Here is an 18,606-nt window from a genome sequence, read left to right as displayed (position 1 = left end):
TGCTGTTCGACGAGCCGACCTCCGCACTGGACCCGGAGACGGTCGGCGAGGTGCTGCAGGTGATGCGCACCTTGGCCAAGGAAGGCATGACCATGGTCATCGTCACGCACGAGATGGGCTTCGCCCGGGACGTCGCGGACCGCGTCGTCGTGATGGACGGCGGCGTCATTATCGAGGAAGGCAAGCCGTCCGAAATTTTCACGAAGCCGACGCATCCGCGCACCCAAATGTTCCTGAGCCAAGTGCTCGAAAGCAAGTAAGGAAGCGCGTAAAATCGCACGAAGGAGAAAAAAACCGTCATGCACAAATTCACTCATCTGCAGCGGCCCGGCGTAGTGTTTACTCCGGGCGCAGGCGACCCGCATGTGACCCGGCTCTGCGACTGGATTACGGAATGGGACGGGCTGCGCCCGCTCGACGCCGCAATCGTCGGGGCTCCCCTGTCGAAAAGCTCGATCAGCTTCTCGGGCGCCCATCTGCACCCCGCTACGCTAAGACAACTGTTCAACGCCTTTACGACGTATAACTTCGAAGCGGATCTGGACCTGAGCAGCTTGCAAGTCGGCGACCTCGGAGACGTTGGCATGCACGTCACCGACATCCCGCAGTGCCACCGCAATATCGAACAGGCGTTTCAAGAAATTTCGCAGCAGCTCCCCTCTACGATTCCGTGTCTGGTGGGCGGCGACCACTCGATTACATTCCCGGCGCTGACGGGCATTCAGAGCGTACGCAAAGAGCGCATCGGGCTGATCCAGTTCGACGCCCATCTCGATGTTCGGGATACGGCCTATGGCGGCAGATCGAACGGAACGCCCATCCGCAGTTTGGTGGAAAACAGTGTCATCCGAGGCGAGGATATCGTGAATATCGGGTTGCGCAGCTTCGCCAATTCCAAGGCGTACCGCGACTTCGCCGAGCAGCAGGGCATTACGCTTTATACGACAAGGCAGGTCCGGGAAGAAGGCATCAAGCCGATTCTGGAACGGACGATTCGCGAGCTTGCCGCCAAAACGGATTCCGTCTACGTCACGTTCGATATCGACGTGCTCGACCAAGCCGACGTCCCCGGCGTACCGGCGATCGGGCCCGGTGGTCTCTCACCGGTAGACCTGTTCACCTGCGCCGAGATGCTTGGGGAATGGAACCGCGTCATCGGCATGGACATGGTCTGTGTGGACCCGAGCCGGGATACGCGCGACCGGACGTCGCGCATAAGCCTCCACGTCCTGCTGTACTTCTTGACCGGACTCGCCAGACGACGGCTCGCGTTCGCTTAATGCAGGCGTTAAACGGGACCTGCTGCCGTGACAGCAGGTCTTTTTGTCATAATGATAGAATATATAAGTTTTCAGCGAAGCTGAACCGTTTTATCATTTCACCGACAAGAAGCTTTTCTTATAGGCTTGATTTGCCTTGCATATAGTTGTCGTGCGCCTGCTTGACCCAATCGAACAAATAAGCGCTGCCTCCGTGATCGGGGTGCAGCTTTTTCATTAACGTCCGGTAGCGCTGCTTCAGTTCCTTGGGCGAGGCATCGTCCGCAGCGCCGATTAGCGTCGAAAAGGACACCGGCCCCCTGCTGGGCCCCGCCGTTCTTGCGGACTCCCTAGCAGAGTCCGACGAGCTGTCCCCGTAATGCCGGTTATACGACCTTTTCTCGTCCGATGCTTGCCGGTACAGCTCCTGAAATTCGGCTTCCAGCCTGTCGAGATACGGCGCCAGCTCCTCTTCCGTCCCGGGCCATTCCCCTGCCCAGAATTCGTGCTCAAACTGCTCGTAGATCGCGTCGAAGCGCTCCATCCAATCGTTCAGCATGACCATCGAAGCTTTGATCTTCTCCGTGAGACGGAAAATCCGGATCACCTGATGCACCGCCCACTCGGGCATGTTCCGGGCAAAGGCGTGCAGCGCCCTGCTCATATATTTGTCGGGCAAGCGGGCATCCTCCCAAAACTCAAGCAAGGCCTGCTGCCGCTCATGGCTTAGCTTCTTTCCGATCTGTACGGCCATCGGAAGGCTAACGGCGCCTTTGTTCAGCTCCGCTTTCCAGCTTTCCGTCAAATTCATCAGCGCAGCCACGACCGGAATCAACCGGTCGTCCGTCACCGTAATGGTCTCTGGGTCGGGGCGGCGCTTCATCGTATCGTCCATTCGCTGCCCTCCTCTTCCGCTTCCAAGTCTAGGCCCGGCCCGAGTTGATCATATACTGGCACTTCCGCCCGCCTTCGGCCATGCATTCCGTGCGCACAACGGGTACGGCAAGCAATGCTTGAAACAGCGACAGCTCGCATTGGCAAGCCTGCCGGTAGCGGACGGCCACCTGATAGATCGGACAGTTCGCTTCCTCGAAGACGATCGTTCCGTCCCCTCTCTTTTCTACCTTAACCATATACCCTTCCTGCTCTTGCAGCCGGGCCATCCGCTCCACCCGCTCCTCCAAATCCAGACCTTGAAACGAATCCTCGTGCTTCCGCAGCCATTTCTCTTTCCGCCTGTCGAACAAGCGGCTAACTTGGCTCGCCCCGAATTTATCCTTCACTTCGTCGATCAAATCGTTGACTAACGCGTCGTAGCCGTTCGCAAACAAAGCGCCCGCCTTTTCCGTAAGGCTGTATAAATAAGCCGGTCTCCCGGCGCTTTGGCGTTGAATATTCGTCTGCACGTATTGATCCTTTTGCAGTTCGTGAATATGGCGCCGAACGGCTACCCCCGATATGCCTAGCTGCTCCGCCGCTTCCTGAATGCTGATTTTGCCCCGCTTCTTTAACAAGATGAGAAGCGCTCTGCGGGTCGAGCGATCCTCTTGATATAAACTTTGAATGTTCACGGTTCGTTTACACCTGCCTGTCTTTATTCATTTTGACCTCCGGGCGATTCCATTATTCCCCATTATATACTTATTGGAATAGTTTTGTACATGGAAAACTTTTTTGCCTATAGGAAAATTCCAGCATTCCATTGTCGCCTGGAAATACACCTCGCTATAATAGAAACAACGCTTAGTAAAAAAACGGGTGATTGCTGTTGGAACCGGTCCTCTTAAACACAAAACTGCATAGACCTCCCCTTCCGGCAGCCCTTGTGCCGCGTCCCCGCTTGACGATGCGGCTTCTAGAAGGCTTGCAGCACAAAGCGACCTTCATTACGGCCCCTGCGGGCTACGGAAAGTCCACGCTGGCGGGCGCGTGGGTTCAGCAGACCGGACTTCCTGTCGGATGGCTGTCGCTGGATGCGGGAGACAACGATATTTCCCGGTTCTGGCATTACGCCGCCTCGGCGATCGACCGGGTCTGCCAAGGCTTCGTGCAGCGGGTCACTCCGCACTTGGAGTCGCTGACTCCGGGAAGCTACGAGCCCTTCCTTGTGCCGTTTCTCAACGAGCTGAACGGAATGCAGGGCCAGTTGGCATTCGTCCTGGACGATTATCACGTCATTCGCGATCCGAACATCCACGCTTCGCTGGCTTTTCTCCTCGATTATTTGCCTGCTCATGTTCATCTTTATGTCACGAGCCGGGAGGAGGTGCCCTTCGGCAAAGCGCGGCAGTTCAGCCGCGGGTGGGCTGTGCAGCTCGATGCCGACGACCTGCGGTTCGATGCGCAGGAGGCGGCGGAGCTGCTCCGTTTGCAGGAGGGCATGGGCGACTGCCCGCAAGGGCAGCTCGAGCTGCTTGTCCGGCGGACGGAGGGCTGGGCGACAGGCTTGAAGCTGGCGGCTCTCTCTATGGGCAAAACGAAGCCGGAGCCTTTCATGCAGGATTTGTCGGGAGACAGCAGCCGGATCGGGCAATATTTGCTTGAGGAAGTGTTCGAATCGCTGGAGCCTTCCGCGCAAGCTTTCTTGACCAAATGCTCCATTCTCCAGCGGCTGTGCGGGCCGCTATGCCAAGCGGTTTCGGGGGACGCCGACAGCCGGACCAAGCTGGAGCAATTCGCCCGCGCGGGACTGTTTCTAATACCGCTGGACGCGCACAAGGAATGGTTTCGTTTCCACCAGCTGTTCGCCGATTTTCTCCAGCGGCGGTGGCTAGAGCGGGAGCCGGGCGAAGTCCGGGAGGCGTACAAGGCGGCGGCTTCTTGGTGCGCAGAGCATGGCTTCAAAGAGGATGCCGTGGACTATTACTTGGCGGGGCGGCATTTTTCCGAAGCGATCGGGCTGCTGGAGCAAATGAAAGCGATCATGGTCAAAAGAGAATTTTCGACCCTGCGCCACTGGCTGTCGCTCATTCCGGTAGCTATCCTGTGGGAGCACCGCTACTTGTATTTTTCGTATATTTTATCGCTGCTATGGGATAATGAGCCTTTGCTGGCCGAGAGCTATTTGCAGTCCGCAGAAGAGCGGTTTCGGGCTTCCTCCGGGGCTTGGACGCAAGAGGAGCGGCATCGTTTTCTGGGGAACCTGTACTATTTGAGAAACTCGAAAGCCACCCAATACGATATCGATGTCGTCAAAGGGCTGGAATATATCCGTTTGTCTCTCCGGTACAGTCCGGAGGGCCCGGACCTGCTGCTTGCCCCGCCCCATATGCCGCTGTCTCCCTCGATCTTCCGATCGTACAACGGCAAGCGCGGAAAGCATTTGCCGCGGGAAGTGGCGGACCCTTTCTTCCGGAGCATGATCGAATTTCTAACGCCGACGGGCGTGCACGATACCGCGCTCGTCTGCTACGGCGAGCTGCTTTACGAGCGCAATGAGCTGGAAGAAGCGGAGGAGCATTTTAAGCTGGGGCTGCAGGAGAACGTGCACAGCCGGCACCAGCCGGAAAAGGTGTACTTGCCCGCTTATCTGTATTTGTCGCGGATCTCCAGGGCCAGAGGAGACCGGCAAGGCGCGGAGCAATGGCTTGAAGCCGCCGGCAAAAAGGCGGCCGACAACCGGGCCGCCGGCGTGCTGCTATTCGTCGAGGCGGAGATGGCCGGGCTGCGGCTGGAGCTGGGCGATGCTTCCGCGGCGATAAAGTGGAAGAACAAGTACGCGCTTGGGGCGCACGACCCGGTCTCTATTTTTCAACTGTTTCCTTATTCGTTCCTGGTCCGGGTCTTGATGGGCGAAGAGCGTTATGAGGAGGCGTGGGCGCTGTCCGATAGGCTGCTTGCGATGGCCGTTAAGGGGCATCGGCCTATGGATGCCTTGGAGCTTCAAGTGCTGCAGGCGCTGCTTGGGCACAAGCTCGGCAAGACGGAAATGGCCGTCTTAACGTTGGAACAGGCTCTGAAATACGCCGAGCCGGACGAATATATCCGCGTGTTCGCAGACCGTGGCAAGCCGGTCGCCGAGCTGCTGATGGCGTATATCCGCATGCGGCGCAAGGGTCATGTGCGGGAAAACGAGGGGCCGTCCCTCCATTTCGTCCAACGGGTGCTTTCCTGCTTCGGCGAAACGGCGCCGGGAACCGGCAAATCTGCGGACGGATTTGACCGGCTGGAGCGGCTGCTGACGAAGCGGGAGCTGGCCATTTTTCGCTGTATGATGGAGGGCATGGATAATCAAGCGATTGCGGATGCGTTAACGATCGGGATGGGCACGCTGAAGACGCATGTCAACCATATTTACGGCAAGCTTCAAGTCAAGAACCGGATCGAAGCGATCCGCCGCGGCAAGGAAATGCTGGAATAGATCCACCCATAAAATCTAACCTCGTCTATAACCGGGGTTAGATTTTATTTTGGGCTGAATCCGCTATGCTTTAACGTGGATAAGAAAGCTAACGGAAGGAGCACCAGGATGATGCAAAGCACAGGAGTTGGCCGGATGATAGAGGCGGCAGCCGAAGAAAAAAACGTTTCGCTGCGGCACAGAGAGGAGAATTCATGCGAACGATGAAATGGCGAAAGACGCTTCGCGCGGCTCTGCTTTTTGTTGTGCTGCTGCCCTCCGTTCCCGGCGGGCAAACGAACGCGTCTGCGGGCTTGGCGTTTTCCCCGGTTAAAGGGAAACATGTCGCCGCAGGATTGTTCCATTCATTCGCCATAAAATCGGACAGAACCGCGGTCGCTTGGGGAAATAGCTGGACTAGCTATTCGCGGGTACCCGAAGGCCTGAACGACGTCGTGGCGATCGAAGGCGGCGCGTCGCATTCGCTGGCGTTGAAAGCCGACGGGACCGTCGTCGCTTGGGGTGAAAACTTTCACGGGCAAGTCAACGTGCCGCCAGGATTAAACAAAGCGACGGCGATCGCGGCGGGAGTATCCCATTCGCTGTCCGTGAAAGAGGACCGGACCGTCGTCGCCTGGGGGGATAACGGAAACGGGCAAGCGAATGTGCCGCCCGGACTGAACGATGTGATCGCGGTCGCGGGAGGACTGTCCCATTCGCTGTCCTTGAAGGGTGACGGCTCCGTCGTCGCCTGGGGAAACAACGATTTCGGGCAAACCGACGTGCCGTCCGGGTTAAACCGAGTGACGGCGATTGCTACGAAATTTTATCATTCGCTGGCGTTGAAGGCAGACGGTACCGTCATCGCATGGGGATTGAACGACAGCCGCCAAACGGATGTACCGCCCGGGCTGAATGGGGCTTGGCGATTGCGGCGGGAAGGACCCATTCGCTGGCGCTCAAATCGGATGGGACCGTCGTCGCTTGGGGAGGAAACGTGTTTGGGCAAAGCAGCGTGCCGCCGGGACTGAACGGAGTCGTAGCGATCGCTGCAGGCCAATATCATTCGCTCGCTTTAAAATCGGACGGCACGGTCGTCGGCTGGGGGTGGAATTCAGTGGGGCAGACGAAAGTGCCGGGCAGCGCAGACCTGAGGGGGTTAGCTTTGCAGGAGGGCCCTATCAACCCGCCGTTCCAGCCTTCGGTCACGGAATATACGTACGCCTATGTCGGGCCATCCGTTTCCAGAGTACACCTGACGGCGACGCTTGCCGATTCAACCAACGGGGCTTTATATATCAATGAAGAATTGCAATCCAGCGGCGGTGAGACGGCTGTTCCCGTAACCGGGGCATCGACCGACATACCGGTTCGTGTCGAGCCTTTTCTTTTGCCGGGAAAAACCTACACGATCCGGATTCTGAAAGATGCCACGGCCCCCGTTGTAACATTCAGCCCGAACGGTAACGATTCATCGGCGAAGTCGGCTGCGGTCATGGTGACGGTTGAAGATACGGAGTGCGGTGTCGCTCCCGCTTCTCTTCAATACGCTTGGACGCCGTCCATGGCCGCCCCTGCCAACGGCTGGGCGCCTTTCACAAACGGAGATACGCTGAAACAGGCAGGCGGGGACGGCAAATGGTATTTGCACGTTCGCGCTGCCGACCGGGCCGGGAATACGGCCGATCGGATCGCGGGTCCTTTCCTTCTCGATAACACGGCCCCTGAGATCGTCATGAACGGCAGCAATCCGATATATGTCCCGGTAGGCAAGCCTTATATGGAACCGGGCGCTACGGCGAAGGACGCGATCGACGGCGATCTCCCGGCTGCTTCTATTGTGACGTCGGGAAAAGTGGATACCGCCAGTCCGGGAGCGTACGGGGTTCGCTATCGCGCCACCGACCGTGCAGGGAACGCCTCCACTGTTACCCGCAGCGTGTATGTCAAAAGCGGGCCGGCCATTTATTTGAAGGGGCCCGGCACGATGACCGTCGAAGCAAACGGTATGTTTACGGACCCCGGCGCAACGGCAGTAGACGTGCTGGATAATGACATTAGCCCGTCGATTACCGTAACGGGAACCGTAGATACCAGCCGCCTGGGCGTCTATCGGCTCGATTATAACGCAACGGACCGTTTCCAGCATGCAGCGCCAACCGTGACGCGCACCGTCTACGTGAAGGATACGAAACCGCCCGTTTTAACGCTGCTGGGTGACAATCCGCTGATCGTTGGGGTCGGCGGTTCCTTCAACGATCCCGGTGCAAAGGCGCAGGATGGCTATGACGGCGACGTTTCTTCCTCGATCACCGTTAAGGGAACCGCAGATACTGGCCGTTCGGGTTCCTATACGTTGGAGTACCATGCGATGGACCGCTCGCTTAATGAAGCTGTACCGGTAACCCGGGCGGTCGTTGTCGTCGCTCCCCCGGTGATTACCCTGCTGGGCCCGTCTACGATGAGCATGAAGGCAGGTGAATCCTTCACCGATCCCGGAGCTCAGGCGAAGGATGCTTACTATGGAGACCTTTCCGGTCAAATAACGGTAACCGGAGCCGTGAACACGCACACACCCGGCGTCTATACGCTGCGTTACAACGTCCAAAACCCGACCGGCCTTGCCGCAGCCGAGGCGACTCGAACCGTCACAGTCGTTGGCGCAAGCGAATCCGGACACTCGGGAGATTCCGGCAGTTCCGGCGATTCCGGCGGTTCAATGTCACCCGTTCCGTCTGCACCTAAGAAGCAATCAACAATAACGGCAACCGTCAGAATCAACGGCAAAGAGACGGACGTAAAGGCGGCAAAAGAAGCGTCCAGCGAAGGCCAATCCATTCTGCGAGTCACCTTGCCTGGAGAGCCATTGACAGCAGCATTTGCAGCCAAGCCGGAGGTTGTCATTCAAGTTATGAACAACAAGCCGGTCATCAAGGCGGAATTGCCCGCGGCGCCGCTTCTGGAGGCGTTAGCCAAACAACCGGGCGCACTCGTGCAAATCAAGGCAGCAGGAGCAAGCTACAGTCTTCCGCTCAGCCTGTTGGCGAATGAACCGAAGGATGCGATCATCACCATCGCGATAGCAAAAGCATCCGATGCAACAAGCGCCGCCGTCAATGCCGCAGTGCAAAGGCAAGGCGCACAGCCGCTGCTTGATAACCCGGTTCGTTTCTCAGTACTTTCCAACGGGAAGGAAATCACGGATTTCGACGGAAGCTACACGGTCCGAACATTGTCCCTGCACTCCGCCGCGGACCCGGGCAAAGCAACGGCAGTTTGGGTAGACGCGTTCAATCAGGTGCATTTTATCCCGTCCGTATTTGCAAGTCATGGCGGATCGAACATGGCAACCATCTTCTCTCCGCGTAACGGTATGGTGACGGTTATTCGATCGAATCAATCGTTCGCGGACTTGAGAGGACATTGGGCGCAACCGGATATCGAGCGGCTGGCGAACAAACGCATTGCCGAAGGGGTGACCGCGGATGCGTTTGTCCCGGACGCCCCAATTACCCGCGCCGAATTCGCGTCTCTGCTGGTGCGTTCGCTCGGGCTCGCCGAAGAAAAGAAAGCCCTCCCGTTTACGGATATCGAGACCACGGATTGGTATGCCGGAACAGTCGGAATAGCGCAAAAAGCGGGATGGATCAACGGATACGAAGACGGAACCTTCCGGCCGAACGAAACCATTACCCGCGTGCAAATGGCGGCCATGATCGCGCGGGCTCTGAAATTCGCCGTGAAAGCTCCACAAACGAACGTAGCAACACTTGATCGGTTCGACGACGCTTCGGACATAGCAGACTGGAGCAAGGAAGCCATAGCTCAACTTCATATGGCCGGGATTATCCAAGGATTGACCGAAACGACCTTCGGTCCCGAGGAGCGGGCCACCCGCGCTCAAAGCGCCGTCATGTTGAAACGAATGCTGCAATATTTGCATTTTATCAACGAATAACGTTCCACGAATGGCTTTCGCCGTCCTCATGACGGTGAAGGCCATTTTTTATCTGGCGATTGGGAAACAACCTCGGGAAATGGTAAAATATGTGGAACCTATCATTCTATCAACCATAAGGGGATCGGGGCATGAGCCGAAGAAGACTGCAGATTGGCATGTGGAATGCATTCAGCGAAGAGGATATGGAACGTTTCGGTTCCGATGCGATTGGCGGCATTGAAATTTGCCAGTATCGCGATAACGAAAGCTTATTGTATACAACGAAAATCTGTAAAGAGAAGGGTCTTTCCTTTGGCATTCATACGCCGGTTTTCGGAGGACAGCCGTACAGGCTCCCGCGGATCACATCCATAGACCGCGCGGAGCGGGAAGAAGCCTCGCGCCGCGTAGAACGCGAAGTCCGTACAGCAGCGGAATATGGCGTCGATTATATTTTGTTCCATTATCCTTTTGTGCCGATATTCCCGTTGGAAACGAAGCATCTTTACTCCAACATGCCGAAGCCGGGCGAACGCTATGATGCCAATCAGATCGATGCGGCTCAGCTTAGGGAAATCTCCCTTCGATTGTTCGATACGCTTTGCGAGCTTCAACACCGCTATGGGCAGCGTATCGTACTAGAGCACGATTTTTGGGGAGAGCATGAGGAGCTGCTTACGACGATGTTCCGGGAGCATCCGGAGATTGGGCTGGTCGTGGATACGTCCCGGCTGGATATTTCCGCAAGAGCATTTCACAATGTCGAGCCGATGCGCTGGCTCGATGCCGTAGCGCCGTATGTTTATTTGGTCCATTACAGCAACGTCCGGTACGAAACGGACCGGTTCATACATCATCTTCCCGTTCTGCCGGAGCAAGACGATGACGACCGCTTCGGGAACGCCTACGCCTATCTCGCCCATTTAGCGCAGCGGAACGAACGGTTTCACGTGACCTTCGAGCATCACGCGAATCTCATCGACCGCAATCGGTTGCTGGAGCTTTATGCCCGAACGGAACGGCTGTTACATCCCGCTCTAAAAGAGTCTGATCCGGCCTAAGCGGATAAATGCACAAACGGTTTTGCTCCCCCTTGACCTTCACGTAACGGAAAGGTGTACGCTATCGGTGCAACGTCATTCGATGAAGGAGAGGTACTTATGCCGAATCATGATCAAATTTATGCCGAGCAAGCCGGGCGTTACCACCGCTTAATCAGCAAGCAACCCGAATTGGCGCACATCGTGCAATCCATCAAACCTTTCGCAGATCTCGACATTGTCGATCTGGGCGCAGGAAGCGGCAGGCTGTCGTCCGTGTTGATCGGACAAGCGCGGTCGCTGACGGCAACCGATGCCTCCGCCGCGATGCTGGACGTCTTGAAGGAGCGCATCGCCGAAGCGGACCGTCCCCGCCTGCGTACGGTCGTCGCGGATCACCGCGAGCTGCCCTTGCCGGACGCCAGCGCGGACTTGATCGTTTCCGGTTGGAGTCTGGGTTACCTAGCAAGCAGCAACGATCCGATGTGGTCGTCCAACCTGGAGCGCATCCTGCAGGAAATCAACCGGATGCTTCGTCCCGGCGGAACCTTCATCATCTTCGAAACGATGGGCACAGGCTTCGAAACGCCGAATCCGCCCGATTTTCTCTTAAACTATTATGCGGCTTTGGAGCGGCAGTATGGCTTTACCCACCAATGGATTCGCTCGGATTATACATTCGAGAGCCTGAATGAAGCGGAAGAACTAACCCGCTTTTTCTTCGGCGATGAACTGGCCTCCCAAGTCGCCGCAAAAGGCTGGACGACCGTTCCCGAATGCGCCGGCATCTGGTACAAGCATTATTAAGCGGCTCCCGGCAAGACAAAGAGGCTGTTCTCCCCGAGAAGTAACCTTCTCGGACAGACAGCCTCTTCTTAGTTAGCAACGACCTACAGCCCTAAAATCGCATCGATCATCGGCTTCGTCTCCCCGCCCGGGTACAGCAGGTAGAGCAAAATGTACACGGCCACACCCGTCGGCGCCGTCAGCAGCCACATGACTGCCGTCCAACGGCCGATTTTGCGGTGCTTGGCAAACCTCTTATTGAACGCATGCAGCAGCGTTACAATCCCGAAAACACCTGCGAGCGTTGCGAGCGTAATATGGAAAAACAAAAACAGATGATAAGCCAGCTTCAAGTTCTCCGGCCCGCCGAAAGACGTATTGCCGACAAAGATCGTCCGGCTGGCATAAATCAGAAAGAACGCCAGCGCAAATCCTGCGCCCCAGAGCATCAGCTTTTGGTGCGTTTCCCGGTTCCCCTTCACAATGTGGTACCAGCCGAACGCGACAAAGATAGCGCTTATTACAATAAAAGACGTACTGATCGTTGGCAAAATCGCTATTTTCACGTGTACCCCACCCGTTCACTTCGCAATAAACATTCCACATTGCCGATTAGGCACGATTGGCGCTCCCTGCCGGAAAATAAGGCTCATCGGGCAGCTCGTCGTCCTGCTTGCGCTCCCTCCGATACCAACGGAAGAAGGTAAAGCCCAAAGCCAAGCCGTATACAATCTCCTGCACGATCTTCATGATGACGCCGCCAAGCTGCTGATCGTCGAGCATCGGCAGCAGCAAGAGCTGCTCCGGAACGGCCGAATACATCGCATACATCGGATCCTTGGCGAAAATAATCAAAGCACAAGCCGGCGTCAGCAAAATCCCGTTCACAAAAATGTACGCCATCCGTTTCATCTCGGACATGCTGTTGTATTCCGGCAGCGGGCAAAACACCGGGAACCACATTTGGAACGCGGCCAGCAGGAAAAAGACTTTGTAAATGAACAACGCTGCGGCGTTGGCCATTAAAGCATCCATGATCATCGGTATGTGATACATAGAGAAAATGAAGTTAAACAGAAACAGCGACAGCAGCGGATTCGTCAAAAATCGCATGACCCGTTTGGCTGTCTCGCCTTTTAACGCGGGGCGCAGCAGCCACCCCGGCAGACCGAGCAGCAAACACGGCGGCATGACCAGATACAGAATCGACTGCTGGAACATATGGACGCTGAAAAAGTAGTGATGGCCGTAATAGGAAAGCGGGCTGCCTTCCGCCGCATACCACAAAGCCAGTCCGAGCCAGAACCACAGCTTTTGTTTCAATGCGACGGGTTCGCTATCCGCAAAGTCTTTACGCCAGCGGCCTACCGCAAGCGTATATAATACACCGACAACAATCAACAGCAGCAAAAAACCGGGGCTCCATAATGCAGCAAACGTAGGGCCGGTTTCGTGCCCTCCATGGGACATCGTAGGGTCCAAGACGATTATGCTCCTTTCCCAACCCGGTTCTTGCGCCGGGAATTGTGTCGAAACGGTGAAAATGTATGCCGTTACGCAAAAGAGAGGGGCTTACGTAACGCAGCCTCCTCTCCTCTATCCTACCACCAAACCCAATATACGGCCATGATGACCGCGGTTAATGCGATAAACGCGCCGAATGCCAATCCGACAATCGGGAAGAAGTGTCCCCGATCTTTCATGTGCATCCAATAGGCTAATTGGAAAATAATCTGAACAATCGCCAAGCCGACGATGAAGAACAAAATAAACGAACGGTCCAACCCGCCGTACAGCACGACAGCAAATGCCAGCATCGTGAGCACGATGGAGATAATGTACGATAAGTAGTGATTCTTCGGACCTTCCAAACGATGACGATCACCGGCAGACGACGAATGGTGTTGGTTGCTCATTTATGGACCCACCTTCCCCATCAGGTATACGACCGTGAAGATGAATACCCAAATGACGTCGATAAAGTGCCAGTATAACCCGGCGACGTAATATTTGGGCGCCGTGACGACAGTCAAGCCTTTTTTGAAGCCGTTGATAATCAAAAGCGAGATCCACAGAACACCGAAAGCAACGTGAGCGCCGTGAAAGCCTACCAACGTATAGAAGGAAGTAGCGAACGCGCTTTTCGAGAACGTATGACCTTCATTGACATAGTGTACGAACTCGTAAATTTCAAGGCCCAAGAAAGCTAGGCCAAGCAATACGGTAACGGCCATCCAAGCTTGAAGCTTTTGGAACTGATTGCGGTGCAGCGCCATCGTGGCGAAGACGCTGGTCAAAGAACTGGTAAGCAAGATGAACGTCGATATACCGACCAAGTCGAGCGAGAACAAATGCTGAGCTGTCGGGCCGTCCGGCACTTGGTTGCGAAGCGCGATGTAGGAGGCGAAGAGCGAACCGAACAGTACGCACTCGCCGCCAAGGAACAGCCAGAAGCCTAGAACTTTGTTTTTGCCTTCTAATGTTGCCGTTTCTGCGTGAGGTGGCAAAGCGCCGCCCGCTTCATGATGTGCTGCACTCATGCCTTCGCCCCCTTATCGTTTAACTCCTCCGGCTCGATATGGAAACCGTGATCATCATACACCGAACGGAAGAACATGCAGATTAACGTCATACCGATACCGAGGATACTGACAATATACGTGTGATACATAAATCCGTATCCTGCGATGAACAAACCGACGGACATCAGGAACGGCAGAATCGAAGGCGACGGCATATGAATCGAACCGATCGGTTCGGCCGGCGTCATTTCTTTGTTGCCTGCCATTTTTTCTTTCCAGAATGCATCATATCCGCGAACAAGCGGAGTTTGCTTGAAGTTGTACTCCGGCGGCGGCGAAGGAATCGTCCATTCCAGCGTACGAGCATCCCACGGATCTGCCGGGGCATCCATCGGTCTTCTCAAGGAAGCAAAGATGTTGATCAAGAAGATGATCGTACCGATCCCCATCAGGAATGCGCCGATGGTACTGACAAAGTTACCTTGCTCAAGTCCCACACCAGGTTGATACGTAAACACGCGGCGAGGCATGCCCATCAAGCCCAAGAAGTGCTGCGGGAAGAACGTCATATGGAACCCGATAAAGAAAGTCCAGAAATGAATTTTACCAAGCGTCTCGTTCAGCATGCGGCCGAACATTTTCGGCCACCAGTAGTACGAAGCCGCGAACAATCCGAGTACGAGACCGCCTACGATAACGTAGTGGAAGTGAGCTACGACAAAGTACGTGTCGTGGTATTGGAAGTCAGCTGCCGGTACGGCAAGCATAACCCCGGTAACTCCCCCCATAACGAACGTCGGGATAAATGCCGTTGCGAAAATGTTCGCTGTTGTGAACCGGATTTGTCCGCCCCACAGGGTGAACAGCCAGTTGAAGATTTTGACCCCGGTCGGAACCGCGATCGCCATCGTGGCGACCCCGAAGATCGCATCCCCGACGGGACCGATCCCTGTCGTAAACATATGGTGAGCCCAGACCATGAAGCCCAAGAACCCGATCAGCGCCGTAGCGAATACCATCGAGCTGTAACCGAACAAACGCTTTCTAGAGAACGTCGAAACGACGTCAGAGACGATACCGAAAGCCGGCAAGATCAAGATGTAAACTTCGGGGTGCCCGAAAATCCAGAAAAGGTGTTCCCAAAGTACCGGGTTACCGCCCTTGGCTACATCAAAGAATGCGCCGCTAAAAATCCGGTCGAACATCAATTCGACAAGCCCTACCGTAATGGCCGGGAAAGCGAACAAAATCAGCAAAGAAGTAATGAATGCAGTCCACGTAAACATCGGCATTCTCATGTAAGTCATGCCTGGCGCACGCATGTTGATGATCGTGACGAGGAAGTTAATCCCCCCGATCAGCGTACCGAGACCCGCGATCTGCAACCCGAGAACGTAGAAGTCTACACCCTTGAACACTCCGCTTGGATCAATAATGCCTGCAAGCGGCGGATAAGCCGTCCAACCCGCTGCCGGCGCACCGCCGAGAAACCACGACGTGTTCAGCAGCAAGCCGCCGAAGAAGAACAACCAGAAGCCCAGTGCGTTCACGAACGGGAACGCTACGTCGCGGGCTCCGATCTGAAGCGGTACGATCGCATTCATGAAAGCGAAGATGACCGGCATCGCCGCAAGGAAGATCATCGTCGTACCATGCATGGTTGTCAATTGGTTAAACGTATCTCCGAAAAAGATTTTCTGATCGGGGTAAAGCAGCTGAATCCGGATCAAGATGGCCTCAATGCCGCCCATCAGGAAGAAGATCCCGCCCGCGATCAAATATAAAATTCCGATCTTTTTATGGTCCACCGTGGTAAGCCAATCCATCAGCCCGGTGTACCGTTTTGCCGTGTGTCCGTGAGCCACCGTATAAACCTCCTTTTTCCGCGATGCTCGTTACTTTAATTTCAACGAATTCAAGTATTTGATTACTTCATTGATTTCGTCGTCCTTCAATCCGACAGTAGGCATCTTATTGCCCGGTTTCACCGATTGAGGATCGGCGATCCATTCCTTCAAACTTTGTTCGTTGTGCGGCAAAATGCCAGCAACGAGCTCACGGGAAGCAAAGCCGTTCAAGTTCGGACCCGCGCCGAGTCCCTGTGCGTTAACCGCGTGACAGGACAAACAGTTGTCTTTGAAGATCTGTTCGCCTCTCTTCGCATCGGCCGGAACGGAAGCAGGCGTTTTCATTTTGGCGACCCATTGATCGAAATCGGCTTGATCCATCGATTTCACTTTAAAGTCCATCAAGGAGTGAGAGGCTCCGCAAAGCTCCGCGCACTTTCCTTTGAAGACATCCACTTCGTCTGCTTGCAAGTAGTATACGTTGGTGTTGCCCGGGTTCGTGTCCATTTTACCGCCGAGCGACGGAACCCAGAAGGAGTGCTTCACATCGGAAGCGGTTAATTCGAAGGCGATCTTTTTGTTTGTCGGAATGACTAAGTCTTGGGCTGTTGCGATCCCCAACTCCGGATATTCGAATTGCCACCAGAAGGCGTGAGCCGTCACTTTTACGTGCAGCGCTTCTTTGTTGTCTCTGTGGTCTTCCAAAAGCTTAAAGGTGTACTGTACGGTAGGAACGGCCAAAATGAGGAGCAATACGATCGGAATAACCGTCCAAATAATCTCCAGCGTATGGCTTCCTTCCACCTGTTTCGGAATGATGTCTTTGTCGCCTTTTTTCTTTCTGAAGCGGACCAAGACATACAAATAAAGAACAAAAACGACCACGACAACCAGAAGCATGATCCCGAAGCTTAGCTTCATCAGGAACAGCTGATCTCTGGCGACCGGCCCCCTTGGCTTTAAGGCGGAAATCGTCTGGTCTCCACACCCCGTTAACAGCAACATCATCAACCCAAAAAGAGGGATGAATCGCCACAGATTTTGCCATCGAATCATCTTAATCAATCCCACCTTATAAAGCAAATATTTTTCGATCAAAATAGGTCATAACTTGTCAATGAACCTAATCACCATATTAACTATAAATTCGTACCTGTTTTTTGTCAATGAATCTGAAGAAGTTCACAAATTGTTCGGAACTCTCGAATTTGCTGGGATTAAGCGTTTTCGCCTCTACTTGGTTATTTCCATATAGAGGTGCTTTTATGCATCAATTGGACCTCGCTTTCCTGCGCATAAATCGTCCCCGATAATCAATCCTAAGAAGGAGATTTACAAAGGAGGGCACTCATGATGCGTTATTTCCGATGGATCGGTTCGGCGGCCGCCTTGGGCCTCGTCATGACGATGACCGGCTGCTTTTCATGGTACGACTACAACAGCGCCCAGAATTACGGCAGCAAGCGGGATATGCCGAGGCAAGACACGTCGCGCGCTTATCAAACTCAGCAGCAGTATGCCCCCGTTTCCCACAAAGTAACCAAACTGGAGATGAATCAACATTTGTCCGATCAAGTGGCCGCGATGGACGGGGTCAGCAGCGCGATCGTCATGATGGGCGATAACACCGCCTATGTCGCCATCACGATCGACAGCACCGCCAGCGGGACGCGGGGAGGCGACGTCGGCGGGACGGAAACCAACAGTTACGGATTGGTCAAAGGGTTGTACAACACGTACGGAGATCAAAGCGATTACGCTCCGCCCGACCAGTTGATCAGCGGCAGCAGCGGCGCGGAGACCGAAATGCACCATGAGCATTTGTCGCATTTGTTCAAGCAGAAGATTGCGGAAAAAATCCGCATAAATCAGCCGACGGTGCATGACGTCTACATTTCGGCGAACCGCATTGTCGTCAACGCGTTCAACCGGATGGCGCAGGATAGCTGGAGCGGAAGAAGTCTGGAGCCGTACCGCGCCCAATTCACGGAAATGATGGAGCGGACGTTCGGAACGGGCGTTACGATCCCGAATCAAGCGGAAGGGAACGGCCGGGAGTATTGAGCTTGAGTCCCGTCATCGCTTTAGCGGAAAGTAGGCTGCACCCGGCTTTTCAGCCCCGTGCAGTTTCTTTTTGCCGAAGGTTCCTGTAGAATTGCATTTATAATTGAAGGTTCTCTTAGAAGAATAATTCGAATTACGGGGAGATAATATAATGAAGAAAAATAATTTTGCCCTGCTCGGGATCGGGAGCGACTTGGCCGAGGCCATGCAAAAACATGGATATAACGAACCGACGCCGATCCAAAGCGAGGCGATCCCGGTTGCTCTTGCCGGTCACGATATCATCGCTCAAGCACAGACCGGGACGGGTAAAACGCTCGCTTTTGCGCTGCCGATTCTGGAAAACGTCAATCCCGGCAACCCCAATGTGCAGGCGCTGATCGTTACCCCGACCCGCGAGCTTGCCATTCAAATTACGGAAGAAATCAAACGCTGGGCTCCGCTCAAAGGCTTGCGCGTGCTGTCGGCTTACGGAGGTCAGGATGTCGAGCGCCAGATCCGCAAGCTGGAAGGAAATATACATATAATTGTAGCAACGCCCGGACGGCTCCTCGATCATCTGCGCCGGGAAACGGTCCAGCTTCATAAACTGTCTGTTCTCGTGCTGGACGAAGCGGATCAAATGCTCCATATGGGCTTCCTGCCGGAGGTCGTGGAGATTATTTCGGTTACCCCAAGCCGCAGGCAGACGCTTCTGTTCTCGGCTACGATGCCTCCGCGCATTCGTCAGCTGGCCAAAGAGTACATGCGGCAGCCGGTTGAGATCGAAGTGAAATCGAAACGCGTGACGCTGGACGAAATCGAGCAGG

16 protein-coding genes and 1 pseudogene are annotated in these 18,606 nt (G+C 54.9%); 9 read left to right on the top strand and 8 right to left on the bottom strand.

Features of this window, described 5'->3' with window-relative positions; all coding sequences use genetic code 11:
• Both QJ48_RS05045 and QJ48_RS05040 read left to right on the top strand, forming a co-directional pair.
• Positions 1–260, top strand: a pseudogene (locus QJ48_RS05045) (amino acid ABC transporter ATP-binding protein); the annotation flags it as partial.
• Positions 261–299: 39 nt separating this feature from the next.
• On the top strand, positions 300–1,280 hold the full coding sequence (locus QJ48_RS05040; protein ID WP_054972554.1) for an agmatinase family protein: 981 nt from the start codon (positions 300–302) through the stop codon (positions 1,278–1,280).
• A 118-nt stretch (positions 1,281–1,398) separates the two neighbouring features.
• Here QJ48_RS05040 and QJ48_RS38015 read toward each other — a convergent pair whose 3' ends face one another.
• Complete coding sequence (locus tag QJ48_RS38015; RefSeq protein ID WP_054972553.1) at positions 1,399–2,154, bottom strand: J domain-containing protein; 756 nt, start codon at positions 2,152–2,154, stop codon at positions 1,399–1,401.
• 28 nt (positions 2,155–2,182) lie between these two features.
• On the bottom strand, positions 2,183–2,830 hold the full coding sequence (locus QJ48_RS05030) for a metalloregulator ArsR/SmtB family transcription factor (RefSeq protein ID WP_054972552.1): 648 nt from the start codon (positions 2,828–2,830) through the stop codon (positions 2,183–2,185).
• Between the two features lie 293 nt (positions 2,831–3,123).
• On the opposite strand from QJ48_RS05030, the gene QJ48_RS05025 reads away from it, so the two are divergent.
• From QJ48_RS05025 to QJ48_RS05005, 5 genes are all read left to right on the top strand, one after another.
• Positions 3,124–5,619, top strand: coding sequence for a LuxR C-terminal-related transcriptional regulator (locus QJ48_RS05025; RefSeq protein WP_237762814.1), 2,496 nt, complete (start codon positions 3,124–3,126; stop codon positions 5,617–5,619).
• Between the two features lie 203 nt (positions 5,620–5,822).
• Entirely contained in the window at positions 5,823–6,629 is an 807-nt protein-coding gene (locus QJ48_RS38310) for a hypothetical protein (protein ID WP_054972550.1), read from the top strand.
• Positions 6,521–9,556, top strand: a complete 3,036-nt coding sequence (locus QJ48_RS38535; RefSeq protein ID WP_237762815.1) for an immunoglobulin-like domain-containing protein — start codon at positions 6,521–6,523, stop codon at positions 9,554–9,556. The genes QJ48_RS38310 and QJ48_RS38535 overlap by 109 nt, the downstream gene beginning before the upstream one ends.
• Positions 9,557–9,687: 131 nt before the next feature.
• Positions 9,688–10,599 (top strand): sugar phosphate isomerase/epimerase, encoded by a 912-nt coding sequence (locus QJ48_RS05010; protein WP_054972548.1) that lies wholly within the window; start codon positions 9,688–9,690, stop codon positions 10,597–10,599.
• A gap of 99 nt (positions 10,600–10,698) precedes the next feature.
• Entirely contained in the window at positions 10,699–11,385 is a 687-nt protein-coding gene (locus QJ48_RS05005; RefSeq protein WP_054972547.1) for a class I SAM-dependent methyltransferase, read from the top strand.
• A gap of 83 nt (positions 11,386–11,468) precedes the next feature.
• Here QJ48_RS05005 and QJ48_RS05000 read toward each other — a convergent pair whose 3' ends face one another.
• The 6 genes from QJ48_RS05000 to coxB form a co-directional block, all read right to left on the bottom strand.
• Positions 11,469–11,930, bottom strand: coding sequence for a DUF420 domain-containing protein (locus QJ48_RS05000; RefSeq protein WP_054972546.1), 462 nt, complete (start codon positions 11,928–11,930; stop codon positions 11,469–11,471).
• A gap of 46 nt (positions 11,931–11,976) precedes the next feature.
• Complete coding sequence (locus QJ48_RS04995; RefSeq protein WP_157261518.1) at positions 11,977–12,846, bottom strand: cytochrome c oxidase assembly protein; 870 nt, start codon at positions 12,844–12,846, stop codon at positions 11,977–11,979.
• Between the two features lie 119 nt (positions 12,847–12,965).
• Complete coding sequence (locus QJ48_RS04990; RefSeq protein ID WP_025846585.1) at positions 12,966–13,280, bottom strand: cytochrome C oxidase subunit IV family protein; 315 nt, start codon at positions 13,278–13,280, stop codon at positions 12,966–12,968.
• The gene (locus QJ48_RS04985) at positions 13,281–13,904 is read right to left on the bottom strand and encodes a cytochrome (ubi)quinol oxidase subunit III (protein ID WP_054972545.1); all 624 of its coding nucleotides are present in this window, start codon (positions 13,902–13,904) and stop codon (positions 13,281–13,283) included.
• Positions 13,901–15,712: a cytochrome c oxidase subunit I gene (ctaD, locus tag QJ48_RS04980; protein WP_054972555.1), complete on the bottom strand. Its 1,812-nt coding sequence runs from the start codon at positions 15,710–15,712 to the stop codon at positions 13,901–13,903. Before ctaD ends, QJ48_RS04985 begins: the two co-directional genes overlap by 4 nt.
• Positions 15,713–15,781: 69 nt before the next feature.
• A complete protein-coding gene (gene coxB / locus QJ48_RS04975) occupies positions 15,782–16,789 on the bottom strand; it encodes a cytochrome c oxidase subunit II (protein ID WP_054972544.1) in 1,008 nt (335 codons plus the stop codon).
• 294 nt (positions 16,790–17,083) lie between these two features.
• On the opposite strand from coxB, the gene QJ48_RS04970 reads away from it, so the two are divergent.
• Together QJ48_RS04970 and QJ48_RS04965 are read left to right on the top strand one after the other, a co-directional pair.
• The gene (locus tag QJ48_RS04970) at positions 17,084–17,797 is read left to right on the top strand and encodes a YhcN/YlaJ family sporulation lipoprotein (RefSeq protein ID WP_054972543.1); all 714 of its coding nucleotides are present in this window, start codon (positions 17,084–17,086) and stop codon (positions 17,795–17,797) included.
• 151 nt (positions 17,798–17,948) lie between these two features.
• A partial coding sequence (locus QJ48_RS04965) for a DEAD/DEAH box helicase (protein ID WP_157261517.1) occupies positions 17,949–18,606 on the top strand: 658 nt, incomplete at its 3' end.

The sequence above is a fragment of the Paenibacillus sp. A3 genome, assembly GCF_001399685.1.
Taxonomy (GTDB): domain Bacteria; phylum Bacillota; class Bacilli; order Paenibacillales; family NBRC-103111; genus Paenibacillus_G.
The sequence above is the reverse complement of the archived record's forward strand: the minus strand, read 5'-3'. Positions and strand labels throughout refer to the sequence as shown.

Bases quoted from the DNA above. Each gene is read 5' to 3' on its own strand.
- QJ48_RS05040 (WP_054972554.1), top strand. From the start codon at position 300: ATGCACAAATTCACTCATCTGCAGCGGCCCGGCGTAGTGTTTACTCCG.
- QJ48_RS38015 (WP_054972553.1), bottom strand. From the start codon at position 2,154: ATGGACGATACGATGAAGCGCCGCCCCGACCCAGAGACCATTACGGTG.
- QJ48_RS38310 (WP_054972550.1), top strand. From the start codon at position 5,823: ATGAAATGGCGAAAGACGCTTCGCGCGGCTCTGCTTTTTGTTGTGCTG.
- QJ48_RS05010 (WP_054972548.1), top strand. From the start codon at position 9,688: ATGAGCCGAAGAAGACTGCAGATTGGCATGTGGAATGCATTCAGCGAA.
- QJ48_RS05005 (WP_054972547.1), top strand. From the start codon at position 10,699: ATGCCGAATCATGATCAAATTTATGCCGAGCAAGCCGGGCGTTACCAC.
- QJ48_RS04990 (WP_025846585.1), bottom strand. From the start codon at position 13,280: ATGAGCAACCAACACCATTCGTCGTCTGCCGGTGATCGTCATCGTTTG.
- QJ48_RS04985 (WP_054972545.1), bottom strand. From the start codon at position 13,904: ATGAGTGCAGCACATCATGAAGCGGGCGGCGCTTTGCCACCTCACGCA.
- ctaD (WP_054972555.1), bottom strand. From the start codon at position 15,712: ATGGATTGGCTTACCACGGTGGACCATAAAAAGATCGGAATTTTATAT.
- coxB (WP_054972544.1), bottom strand. From the start codon at position 16,789: ATGATTCGATGGCAAAATCTGTGGCGATTCATCCCTCTTTTTGGGTTG.
- QJ48_RS04970 (WP_054972543.1), top strand. From the start codon at position 17,084: ATGATGCGTTATTTCCGATGGATCGGTTCGGCGGCCGCCTTGGGCCTC.